The sequence below is a fragment of the Bacteroides sp. OM05-12 genome (assembly GCF_003438995.1).
Classification (GTDB): domain Bacteria; phylum Bacteroidota; class Bacteroidia; order Bacteroidales; family Bacteroidaceae; genus Bacteroides.
Genome location: NZ_QSUN01000023.1, coordinates 47,536 through 60,807 on the forward strand (window position 1 = coordinate 47,536; position 13,272 = coordinate 60,807).

Below are 13,272 nucleotides of genomic sequence, written 5' to 3' on the forward strand. Positions count from 1 at the left end.
CGTTATTCATCAAATGCTTTTCTAAATGTACAGCCGTTTCTCCACTCCGAGCATCCATAAGCAGCTTTTCCTTTTATTATTGTACCCTTACCGCAAACAGGGCATTGTTTACCTTCCAAGTTATCTGTTTTGGAACTGTTTTCTGCTTTTGCAGCCTTTTTTGTTTTAGAATCGGCGGATTTCTTTTCTCGCTTTTTCGGTTCTTTTTTTGTCTCCTTTACCTTTATCGGCTCTTCTATGCTGATACGGCGGTTGGTATTGTCTCCAAGTACACTCATTACAATTTCGGAAACCATTGTTTTCAGCTCTTCAAGGAAAGTGCGGGCATCGTAGTTTTTCTTTTCGATTTCACGTAGTTTCTTTTCCCAGATACCGGTGAGTTCTGCCGACTTAAGCAATTCTTCATGAATAATCTGTATTAGTTCTACACCTGTGGATGTTGCAATCAGGTTTTTCTTTTCTTTGCGGATATAATGACGCTTGAATAAAGTTTCAATGATGGCTGCACGGGTGGATGGACGCCCGATTCCATTTTCTTTGAGGGCATCACGCAATTCATCATTATCTACTAGCTTTCCGGCAGTTTCCATTGCTCTTAATAAAGTTGCTTCGGTGTAAGGCTTGGGCGGTTGCGTCCATTTCTCACCCAAATCCGGCTGATGAGGCCCGCTTTCTCCCTTAATGAAATCGGGAAGAACACGCTCTTCATCACTTTCTTTTTCATCCACTTGCTCTTTGGAGAATATTATACGCCAACCCGGTTCCAAAATTTGCTTTCCGGTTACTTTAAATTCTATTTGGTCTACTTCGCCGAGTACAGTTGTTGTAGAAAATTTGCAATCGGGATAGAATACAGCAATAAAACGTCTTGCTACCAAGTCGAATACACGTTTCTCCATATCCGTTAGGTTCTGAGGGTGTACACCGGTGGGGATAATGGCATGGTGGTCGGTTACTTTGGTATTGTCGAATACCTTTTTACTTTTCGTCAATTTCGTTCCCTCCAAAGGTGCGGTCAATAATGCATAATCCTTTATACCTTTTAATATAGCAGGACACTTGGGATATATGTCATCACTTAGAAAAGTTGTATCTACACGTGGATAGGTTGTGACCTTTTTTTCATAGAGCGATTGGATGACTTTTAATGTATCATCTGCCGAGAAACTGAATTTTTTGTTGCACTCTACCTGTAAAGAAGTTAGGTCGAAAAGACGTGGAGGAAGTTCTGTTCCTTGCTTTTTACTTATATTCGTTATGCAGAATAACTTGTCTTTGATTCGTTCCAGAAGTGCTTCGCCGATAGCTTGGTCGGTGATGGGAGGGATTCCTCGGTTATCTGTTTCTTTGGCTTTTTTACTCGCATCTTTTTTCCCGCTTTCTTCTTCTGCCAACTCTTCTTCGTCTTTCTTGATGATGGCGGAGAAAGTCGTATTACGATAGATAGTCGATAGCGTCCAATATTGTTGTGGTTGGAAATTTTCTATCTCTTTTTGACGATTAACGATGAGTGCCAATGTTGGTGTTTGCACCCTTCCGATAGAAAGAACCTGGCGATTCTGCCCATATTTTAATGTGTAGAGCCTTGTAGCGTTCATGCCTAAGAGCCAATCTCCGATAGCACGTGTTAATCCTGCTTCGTAGAGTGATTGAAATTCCGATTGATCTTTCAATTTAGCAAAGCCTTCCCGAATGGATTCTTCTGTCAATGATGAAATCCATAAACGTTTTACCGGGCATTTGGCCCCTGCTTTTTGCATGACCCAGCGTTGTATCAATTCTCCTTCTTGTCCGGCATCACCGCAGTTTATAATTTCATCCGCATTCTGCATCAACTGTTCTATAACTTTGAACTGCTTTTCGATACCTGCATCATCAATCAGTTTGATACCGAAACGCGGAGGAATCATTGGTAAGCTGCCAAGACTCCATGATTTCCATGACGGAGAATATTCATGCGGTTCTTTCAGGGTGCATAAATGCCCGAAAGTCCACGTGACCTGATATCCGTTTCCTTCCATATATCCGTCTCTGCGGCTTCTTGCGCCCAGAATATCAGCAATATCCTTGGCTACACTCGGCTTTTCAGCGATGCAAACTATCATGATTCTCTTTAATTTTGGATTGCAAAGTTAATTAATAATGCGGATAACGAGTAATCTCCGGCTGTGTTTCATGTTTCTTTCGTCATTAAATATTTTCTAAGGATAAAGGTTGGTAATATTATTGTAATGTATAGAAAATTATAGATGATGTTTGAAAAATGCTTATATAAGTAGCTTAGAGCAGCTTTATATTAAAAAAGATATGTTTTTCTAGATGACGAAAAGTATGTAGATAAAAATATTTTAAAAATATTTTCTTGTTTTGTTTGCATATTATATAATCATATCCTATATTTGTTGCGTTGAAAAAACATGATAGGCTTAAGAATATATAAATTCATTTAGAGAGGAGATTCTATAACTTAAATAAAGTGGAATGCATAGCAGCTCCGATGACGGTAACCAATCCTTCTAGAATCTCCATCTTTTATTATTTAACTGATATGAAACCTTTTAACCGGAGATCTTTCTTGAAAAGTATGTTATATGGTATAGGCTTATCTGCTCTCGGAACTTTGCCTGCTACCCATTTGTTAGCCACTCCAACAACTTCTTTGTCTCCTAAGAATAGTAAAAAAGAGTTTTTGAAAGAATTTGAGAAAGCACGTATCCATTTTTTTAAGAAAGAATATAAAGATGCGGAAATAATTTATCGAAAGCTATTATCTGAAATACCAACAGATATTTCAGCTTATGATAATTTTAAAAAAGTATTAGGGGTGCAACATCGTACTTTGGAGATACTACCTTATTATAAGAAAGCGATTGAAAAGTATCCACGACGTGTAGACTTTTATGATAGACTGGCAAAGACATTAAGAGAAATTGCCACAGGTAATAAAAAATTGGAAACAGAATTGCAAAAAACAGAAGGTGATTTATTGTCTGCTTCCGTGGATTGGTATAAAAAAGCAATTCAGAAAGATTCTAGCAAAAAATTCCTTTATTTCGGTTTGCTAGATACATTGGACGCTGTCTCAGGTACTAGGTCTATTTCTCCAATGAGCCGTAATGCTTTATCTGTCCTTCCTGCCATGACAGACGAAGAACAACAACTAACGGCTCCTTATTTACAAGAATGGATGGCTAGAAAGAAACCGGAAATATATAGCACAAAAGCTCGTGCATTTTCGCTTCCTGCTATAAGTGCTCAAGATCGGTTAAGTTCTATATTGGATAAGGACAGACGCCCTTTGTATACTTTAGAAGAACAAGAATCACGTACACGTGAACTTATTAAAGTAACTAAAACAATTAAAACAGAGCAATATCAACAACTTTATATTCAAAAAGATTTCGAAAAACTGACAACATTAGCAATAGAAGTTCTACACGATGATGATAATGAAACTCAAATGTTGGGAGAAACGAGGGCTTGTCTGGTTAAAGAAAAAAAATGGGACTTGTTAGTGCAGTTATATGAGAATCGTGCTAATTCATATAAAGACTTTTGGACGCAATATGGACTGGCGGATGCTTATTTACATCGTGGTGAAGTAGCAAAAGGTGAAACGATCTTTAGTCAGTTAACAGAAAAATTTAAGTATCCCAATGGGAAACAAGTCGATGTTGTATATCGTGGCTTATCCAGAAGTGCAATCGCTAATGGTAATGTTACTTTGGCTAAAGAATATCTCCTAAAAGGTATGGAGAAAGTTAATGGTTTGGGAGGGGTTTCTTTGGCATTACTTTTTGCTTATACCGATTGTTTAGTGAAAGAAAATAACACAAAAACAGCAAAAGAGCTATTACGGAAGAAATTAGATATAGATTATTCTACAGATGTTTCGGATCCGATATTAAAGTATATAGCACCAAACTTAGAAACAAACCCCGAAGGGTATTATATGCATCAGTCTTATAACAAGAAAATAGCTATGAGTAAGAATGATCGCATTTCTATATTGTGTGCTATCGCTAAAATACAAAAAATAGAACAAGACACAGAAGGATTAAATACAACTTGTGCTGAAATTGAAACATTGAAACCGAATTATCCTTTCGTAAGACGAATAAAGTCGTTGTCATAAACTAATTAGCTATGAAAAAAAACATTTTTATATTAATAGGAGTACTATTTTTATTACCTATATATACATCTGCTCAAGTTATTATTTCAGAGGTTTTTTTTGATAGTCCTTTATATGAAAAAATGAAGCCTAAGATTGGAGTGGATTTAAAAGGCATTCATCATAATGGTGAGTTTGTAGAGCTATATAATAATTCATCGGCTCCGGTTGATATATCAGGCTATAAAGTGGGTGTGAAACTCTATGGATACGGTCTTTTTACTTTTCCCAAAAATACAGTTTGTAAGCCCAAAGAATGCATACTTGTTGCTTTTCAACATCCTAATTCTCCTGATTTTAAATTGGAATCTCTTTTTAAAGGATTAAATTGTAGGATCTTTTATCATTCTGCTTTTGTCTTGGGGAATCAAGGTAATTGCGTTAATTTAATGGATCGGAGCGGGCGTATCATATCTCAAATAGAATATAAAAAATTACTGTCTCGTAATTATCAACAGACAAGAAAATCTGTACATAGTAAAGGGCTTTTAGGAAATCTATTAATGGATATGCCTTCGCAATTTTATATTGGTGATGCCAATCCTGGTCAATATGATATTTCAAAGTCTGATTCTTATGATGTAGAACTAAAAGAGCTATTGCCAGAAAGTGCTCGAATTAGCAATACCTCTCAAGTTGTTGGAGAAATAAAATCTACAGCTTCTGTTACACCGACCGGGGCTGCGAATGTTGAAGTTCCTTTGACTTTTCCTTCGGGAATAAATGGGATGGAACCGAAATTGTCTATTGCCTATAATAGTCAGGGAGGAATAGGAATGTTAGGCTATGGTACCGAACTATCAGGTCTCTCTGCCATATCCAGAACCGAGAAAAGCAAATTCTTTGATGGAGAAAGAGAGAGGGTTAAGTTTAAAGAGGATGGTGCTTTTGTAATGGATGGGCAACGATTGATTAAAAACGCAAATGGTAATTATGAAACATATATTTATTCTCTTACAAAAATAGAGCCGATAGGCAAAATAGGTAATGGTCCTGCCTATTTTAAAGTGACTTCCCCACAAGGTGTTGTTGCAGAGTATGGCTTGGAGGAAGATAGCAGAATACAAACGGAAGATGGTTCTAATGTTTTGGCTTGGAAGATTAGCAAAGTTACAGACCTGAATGGCAATACGGTGCAGTATAAGTATACTACAGATAGGAGTCAGGGCTCTTATATCAAAGAGATCATTTATGGTGAAAATGGAGATATAAAAATCTCTTTTAATTATGTAAATAATAACATCCCTATATCTTCTTTTGTGGATGGTTCTTTTTTTAATGCAAATTTATTATTATCAGGAATAGCGGTTAATACAGGACAAACTCAATATGAAAAATATTCTTTTAATTATTCGAATACCCATTTAAGCAAGATATTGGAGCGTAGTATTAATGGGGAGGAACTTGCATTAAACTGTAAGTGGGGAGGTTTCACGGAAGAAAGTAAATGGGGAAAAATATTAGAGGTAGAAGAAAAAGGTAATAGTTATTTTGTAAGTGGTGATTTAACTGGAGATGGAAAAATAGATCTGGTTCGTTTTTATTCAAATAAAAATGATAATTATCTGGAAATATTTATTCAGGAAAATGGTGAATATGTGTTGAAACTACAAGAGCAGATTGTAGGAAATGGGCCTGAGTCAGTTTCTAGTCTGTTAGGACTTATTGATATGAATAATGATGGAAACGCTGAAATAGTCATTATCACACAGTCCAAATATAAATCTTTGGTAATGGCTAATATTCGTTATTATGATTATTCAGAGAATTTGGCTCCTAAGTTGGACAATGTTTTTATAGAGAGATTCGAGTTGGAAGCAGATGATGGAATATTACTTCCGGTTAATTTGGATAATGATGCAATTCCGGATTTTGTATTTGTAGGAAAAAATGGAAGATCTTTGTCTGAAAGTAGTGTTGATAAATCTTTGAAAACTCTTAATTTGTCTATTGGAGATATTGATAAGGCTATACCATTTGATTATGATGGAGATGGTATTAGTGAACTTTTGGTAAGAAGTAATGATAAATGGATAATTACTTCTATGGACAATTCATTGAGTAAAGAATTGATAAATGATGCTGATTATACCTTTGCCAAAGTGTTAGATATTAATAATGATGGGTTAGAGGATATTGTGTTTATATCAAAATATGCTGTGGCTAAATGTTTTATTAATAGAGGTAATTTGATATTCGATGAGAAAATTGTTGATTCTATTCAAAAATATATCTCTGATCTAATCTCTGAATATGCATTAGGCTTTGAATTAAAAGATATTGATATTTGTGGCTCTGATTATAATAATGATTCATATAATGACTTATTTGTTAATTTTGATTTAATATGGAATACTGTCGTTCCAGTACCGGGTGTTTTTCCTCCCATCTATCAGCCAGCAGAAGGTAAGAATAACATAATAATGAGGTTACTTGGTAATGGCAATGATTATAGAGCAGATTGTTTATCTAAACATGACTTATATGATCGACAGATTCTTTCTGATGATTTTGATAATGATGGCATTCAAGAGATTGCGGTCGTTATAAATGGAAATGAAATACAGAAATATGGAGCAAATGTTAGTAAACGGAATCTTTTATATAGTATAGATAATAATGGTATAACAAAGGTTATATTTGATTATGATTTTGCATCAAATAATGGTTTACATAATTGTCCGGTTAATATTAGTGAGGGAAATGTGCTCAGATATATAAATGTTCCTGTTCCATTAGTTAAAGAATTAGGAAAGCCTAACGGACAAGGGAAGATATGTAGTTCTACTTATAAATATTATAATGGGAGATATCATACAGATGGTTTAGGTATGCTTGGTTTTGAAAAAATAGAGCAATGTGAAACCGTTGAAGGCAATACTTCTAAAACGCTTACATCAACAGCTCTTGATAATTCTGTTTTTATTCCTTTAACTCAAAAAGTAATTTCTTATACCAATGGTATTAAAACGGCAACACAACAAGCGGGATATGATATCCGGGTGGGCGATGATAGAATTGTCAGAATGAATAAGACAAAAGATATTTCTATCAATGAATTAGATGGACTGGAAACAATAAAGACTTATGCCTATGATGATAAAGGTCGTCCCATAAGTGAAACGGAAACTTATGACGATGGTTCATATAAAAAAGTTGAGTATGGTAATTATGAAGAGAAGTATAATCAGCCTCAAACTGAAACTAAGACACAAAAACATTTTCAGGATGGGACAGTTTTTGTACAGCAAACAACTAAGGTATATGATGATAAATCAAATCTGATTTCGAGTATAGAATTTGCCAATACATCATCTCCTGTAACGACGACTTATGTTTACGATGATAAAGGACGGGCTTTGGAGAAAAAAACATCGGGTAAAAATGTTGAAGATGTAGCTGAATCTTATTCTTATGAATTAGTTGAGGGTAAAAGGAAAATAACAACTAGACAGGCATTGTCAACAACGGAATCATATTATAATTTGTTGACAGGTAACTTGGAAAAAGAATCAATCAAACTGACTAATGGCCCGGAAGCTCAGATAACTCTCTATTATTATGATGGATTCGGGCGTGAGACATCTGTCGTTTATCCGAATAATAAAATTAGCAAACAAACATTGAGTTGGAATACAGGTGGGAAAGGGTATTATGCAATAAAAAAAGAAATGACAGGCGAAGCTCCTGTTACTAAATATTTTGATGTCTTAGGACGGGAAATCTATTCAAACGTAAAGCAAGGTGATGTCAATGTAGAGAATGCTACTTTATATGATGCTTTCGGACGCAAGACGGCAGAGATAAGTATGCATCCCCGTAAATCCGGATGGACGAAATACGAATATTGTCGAGACGGACGTTTAGAATCTGTATTGACACATACCGGAAAAAAAGAAGTATATGAGTATAGAAAACGTAATATTATTATTCTTCGTAATGAAAAACGGTATTTAAAATCGCTGGATAGTTGGGGTAATATTTTGAATCAAACGGATCCGCTAGAGCTGACTATATATAATACTTATGCATCCAATGGACAGGTGGTAAGAACTTCTGTCGGCGATCATGAAATAACGATGAGCTATGATGATAGAGGAAATAAACTTTCCATGAATGATCCTGATATAGGCGTGGTGACCTATACTTATGATGGATATGGACGTGCTAAAACCTATTCGGATCCTAAAGGCAGTTATAAACTGACTTATGATAATTTAGGACGATTGAAACAGAAACTTTTCAGTACGGGGCGTGAAGTGAATTATACGTATGTGGATTCTGGTAATGGAGTTGGGCTGGTAAAAGAAGTTTCTGTAAAAGATGAGAGCAGGCAATCGTTTGAGTATAATAAGTATGGACAAATTTTGAAGAAGACAGAAACGATAGATAATCAACAATTTGTTTATTCCAATGAATACGATGCTTGGGGACGTCTGACTAAACATACAGCTCCGGGTAAATATGTTCTAAAATATGCATACGATGATAATGATGGCCGTTTGCTGAATGTACAAGACAATAACGGTAAAATACTATGGAAAAATGTAAGATACATACCGGGCAGGGAAGAAGTTTGTCAATACGGCAATCAACAGACTTATACCACTCTTTCCTCAGAAAATGAGTCGGAACGGATCCTGCGGTATACCAAGCAGGATGGTAGCACTTTATTGGAAATGAAGTACGGGCTTGATCCAATTCAGGGTAATGTTTTGAACCGTAATGAAAAGTATAACGGGAAAACGTTTACCGAACAATTCGAATACGATGAGATGGATCGGTTAATTGATGTATCCGGAAATTCTTCCATGCATATTTCTTTTGATGGAGGTGGCAATATTCTGAGTAAATCAGATATGGGAGAATATCGCTATAATGATGCAGTCCGCACACACGCATTGACCGATATTGAGAGTCCTTCTGATGTGTTGAAGAATTTGCCTGCACAAAAGATTGAATATACCGAATTCAATAAAGTCAGCTTGATAGAGGAAGGACACTATAAAATGTCATTCGTTTACAATGCTGATGAACAACGCATAAAGAGCGAACTGTATAAGTCCGGCTCTCTTATTCGAGTCATATATTATGGTGATGGCTATGAGAAACATATAAATGTTAATTCCAATATTAAAGAGTATACTTATTTAGATGCAGATGGGGGTTATTTCGGCATGCACTTAAGTAATAGCAGTGGTTATTGGTCTATTTCTTCATTGTATTATTTTCATGCGGATTTATTAGGTTCGTTGATTGCGATTAGCAATGGCAGTGGTAATATAGCGGAGCGTCGTAGTTATGATGCTTGGGGACGGCGTCGGAATCCTGATAATTGGAGTGATTATAAAAATGCCGGAACTTTAAATTTGACATTGATAGGTTATACCTTTCAAGAAGAAATGCCGGAGTTTAACCTTATTAATCTGAATGGTCGTTTATATGATCCTTTATTAGGGCGTATGCTTAGTCCTGATCCATTTATTCAAGATCCTGACAATTCACAGAATTATAATCGTTATTCCTATGCTTGGAATAATCCGATGAAGTATACGGATCCTGATGGTAATTTTATATTAGGCTTTTTTATTCCTGTAATTGGTAGTATTATTGATGGAGCTTTGTGGAATGCTGTAATGTATTCTATCCAAGCTAAATCGAATTGGAGTTTTGGCGGTTTTTTCCGGTCAATGACAATTGGTGCTATCTCTGCAGGCTTTGGTGTTGCTTCGGGAGGTACTGTTGGTGGTGCGGGATTCATTAGTGGTTTTATTAATGGTGCTGTAAGTGGATTTGTGGGAGGTCTAATTGGTGGGTCATTAAATGCTTGGGCTGATGGTGCTACATTTATGCAAGGGTTAAAAGCTGGTTTGAAAAGCGGCGGAATAGGAGCAGCAAGTAGTGCATTAATTGGTGGAGTAGTTGGTGGTGTACAAGCGTATAAAAATAGTGGTGATTTTTGGACAGGGAAAGGTACGGCTTTGGCTGATTACTCTTCCATTAAATCTACAACAAATAAAATAGAAGTAGGTGAAGGTATGGAATATTCTAATAAATATGCGAACGAATTTTCAGATAAAAGTTTTGGTAAGAATATTAAAGGTGTAAAAAGTTTAATTGCAGATGGTAGAATGCCTAATAACTGTATAAAAGATGGAGACTATGTGAAGGTTGGGAATGGATATGCAAATGGAATTACGGTTTCTCGTGGTATTGGGAAAGGAAGCGATGTTTATTTATTTAAGTCGGCTTTTATATCTAGAGAACAGTTGTATATGACAATGGGACATGAATATTTACATGCTAGATTTTATAATTTAGGATTAATAAATGGACGTGAACAACATTCTGTTATCTATAACTGGGAATATCAACAAGCTAAGGCTTGGAATTATAAAGTTGCACTTTATTCACAGAGAAATAATTCTATTAATTATATTAGTTCAAAATATGCAAAAGCATTTTCTCCCTTTTCTATAAAAACAGAACGGCCATGGTGAAAATATTTTTATTCCTTTTACAGTTAAGTCTGTTGTTTACATGTGCGACTACGTCTTTTAAAAATAGAGCGTATGAAAAGAATATGTATAAAACAGTGGAAGTGGAAGATGATAAATCTTTGAAATATAAGAATTATATTAATGAGATGTATTTATTACCAGATTCTTTTGAACTCTTTTTAAAAGAAAAGGATTATGTAAACGATATTATCTATGGAAAAAGAATTATAAATAAATCAAGTAAGGAATACTGGGGAATTTCTAATGTTCAGGAAATAAAAGGGGAATTCAAAAAATGGTTATGTAGTCAATATCCTATCACATTAGATGAAGATTTTCCACAGACACAAGTTCGTATTTACTGTTTAGGTTGTATTCAGGAAGAGGAAAGTTATAGAAATTTGATTTTGTTGGTTGAAAATTGTGAAACAGAAGATTGGAATGTTTTGAAACAAATATTTCGACTTAATTTTCTTGATAGAGAAATTCTTTCTATAGTAAAGATTGGAGGAGTGCTTATAGATTATTCTTTTCATTGGTCTGGTTGGACAATATATGAAAATAATTACTATATTTATAAGTCTTTTAGTGATGATTCAGATGTTGGGTTTACTGAAGAAGCCTTGAATGGAATGCGAAAGAATAATGAATATTTTGAAATTCCAGAGTATTATTGTGTCTATAGCATTGATAAACTAGGCTATATTAAAAATCGTAGTATTAAGTAATATTCCATATATTATAAAATAGGAGAACGAAAAATATTTTAGTAGTCTTGTTTTTATTAATCAGTGCTCATTTGCAAGAAAGGATTCTCTAAGCTATGATAATTATGGTAATGAGATTGGCTTACTAGTATATATAGAAGATGATTGAGTACCTTTCTGCTACGGACAAGAGGAACAGATAGAGGAGTAAAAATAAAAGAAGTAATATGAAAAAGATCAAAAATCTAATATTGTTATCATTCCTTGCAATTATTTGTGCAGGATGTCCGGATAATTGTGAGAACTGTCATCAGTACATTACATTCGTCAATAAATCCGGCAAGAAAATAGGTTATCAACTTGATCTTGATAAAATATCAAATATTTCTCAGGATACAATCTTTTATTGCGATAATACTTCTGGTAATTTTATTCCGAAAGATTCCTTGTTTGCACTTGAATGTGTGATTTGGGTAGGTGGCTGGGAAGACGAATTGATGGGTGCATATATTCAGTTCTTAGTATTGGATGGTGAAAAATTTACTAAATACTATAGAGCACCTTGTGACAGTGTTCGCAAATATGTACCTATTTTAGATTGCTACCGATTAACATTGGAAGACTTGCAACGCATGAATTGGACTGTAGTATATCCACCGGAAAAACAAAATAACATAGAACCATGAAATATACATTAGCAACATTCTTCTTCTTGTTTAGCCTTACCATTTATTCACAGGAATATATCCACTTAGGCTATGATAGTTATGGTAATAGAACCAATCGCAAACTGATATACGTGGGAGACAATCGTGCATCCGCTCCGTCAAAAACGAAAGGAACGGATGATAATAACGATGATGCCACGTCTATGGATAATGTGTTCGGAGAAGGCAAAGTGCAGATATCTCCCGATGAAGCAGTAAATCAGGTACAAGTTTCCATTCAGGAGATAGGAGGTGACATTTCTTTGTCATTATATAGCAGTAGCGGCCAGCTACTCCAGCAGCAAAAAGTATCGGACGGGAATTATACTTTAGATTTATCCAATTATGCTCCCGGAGTCTATATTCTTTCTTTACGGAAACAGGAACAAACAAAAGAATATAAGATTGTGAAGAAGTAATATGAAAAAGATCAAAAATCTAATATTGTTATCATTCCTTGCCATTATTTGTGCAGGATGTCGTAGTAATTGCGAAAATGGCTATCGGTATATTACATTTGTTAATAAATCCGGCAAGAAAATAGGTTATCAACTTGCTATTGATGACATAGCAAATATTTCTCAGGATACGTTTTTTTATTGTAATAAAACTTCTGATAATTTTATTCCTAAAGATTCCATATTCGTACTTGAATCTAGTGATCTGTATTGTGGGTGGGAAGATATATTGGCAGATGAATATTATCTTCAATTCTTAGTGCTGGATAATGAAAAATTTAGGAAATATTACGCAGCACCTTGCGACAGTGTTCGCAAATATGTACCTATTATAGGTTGTTACCGATTAACACCGGAAGACTTGCACCGCATGAATTGGACTGTAGTATATCCACCTGAAAAACAAAATAACATAGAACCATGAAATACACATTTGTAATATTCTTTTTCTTGTTTAGCCTTGCTGTTTGTTCTCAAGAATATATCCATTTAAGCTATGATAGTTATGGTAATAGAACCAATCGCAAACTGACATACGTGGGAGACAATCGTGCATCCGCTCCGTCAAAAACGAGAGGAACGGATGATAATAACGATGATGCCACGTCTATAGATAATGTATTCGGAGAAGACAAAGTGCAGATATCTCCCGACGAAGCAGTAAATAAGGTACAAGTTTCCATTCAGGAGATAGGAGGTGACATTTCTTTGTCATTATATAGCAGT

General features: G+C 35.0%; 8 protein-coding genes. 7 read left to right on the forward strand and 1 reads right to left on the reverse strand.

The annotated features are described in order from the left end of the window. Nucleotides 1–2 precede the first annotated feature (2 nt). Entirely contained in the window at nucleotides 3–2,105 is a 2,103-nt protein-coding gene (locus tag DXB63_RS14580; RefSeq protein ID WP_122127141.1) for a DNA topoisomerase 3, read from the reverse strand. A 443-nt stretch (nucleotides 2,106–2,548) separates the two neighbouring features. Here DXB63_RS14580 and DXB63_RS14585 point away from each other — a divergent pair, with 443 nt between their 5' ends. From DXB63_RS14585 to DXB63_RS14615, 7 genes are all read left to right on the forward strand, one after another. Continuing rightward, a complete protein-coding gene (locus DXB63_RS14585; protein WP_147332293.1) occupies nucleotides 2,549–4,135 on the forward strand; it encodes a hypothetical protein in 1,587 nt (528 codons plus the stop codon). Between the two features lie 11 nt (nucleotides 4,136–4,146). Continuing rightward, nucleotides 4,147–10,674: a SpvB/TcaC N-terminal domain-containing protein gene (locus DXB63_RS14590; protein ID WP_122127143.1), complete on the forward strand. Its 6,528-nt coding sequence runs from the start codon at nucleotides 4,147–4,149 to the stop codon at nucleotides 10,672–10,674. Further along, nucleotides 10,668–11,402 (forward strand): hypothetical protein, encoded by a 735-nt coding sequence (locus DXB63_RS14595; protein ID WP_122127144.1) that lies wholly within the window; start codon nucleotides 10,668–10,670, stop codon nucleotides 11,400–11,402. The genes DXB63_RS14590 and DXB63_RS14595 overlap by 7 nt, the downstream gene beginning before the upstream one ends. A gap of 206 nt (nucleotides 11,403–11,608) precedes the next feature. Beyond that, entirely contained in the window at nucleotides 11,609–12,067 is a 459-nt protein-coding gene (locus DXB63_RS14600; RefSeq protein ID WP_122127145.1) for a hypothetical protein, read from the forward strand. Next, nucleotides 12,064–12,507 carry a T9SS type A sorting domain-containing protein gene (locus tag DXB63_RS14605; RefSeq protein WP_122127146.1) on the forward strand — a complete coding sequence of 148 codons (444 nt, stop codon included), beginning with the start codon at nucleotides 12,064–12,066 and terminating at the stop codon, nucleotides 12,505–12,507. Before DXB63_RS14600 ends, DXB63_RS14605 begins: the two co-directional genes overlap by 4 nt. A gap of 1 nt (nucleotide 12,508) precedes the next feature. Continuing rightward, nucleotides 12,509–12,970, forward strand: a complete 462-nt coding sequence (locus DXB63_RS14610) for a hypothetical protein (RefSeq protein WP_122127147.1) — start codon at nucleotides 12,509–12,511, stop codon at nucleotides 12,968–12,970. Next, on the forward strand, nucleotides 12,967–13,272 hold a 306-nt coding region (locus DXB63_RS14615), incomplete at its 3' end, for a hypothetical protein (RefSeq protein WP_147332294.1). The genes DXB63_RS14610 and DXB63_RS14615, both read left to right, overlap by 4 nt.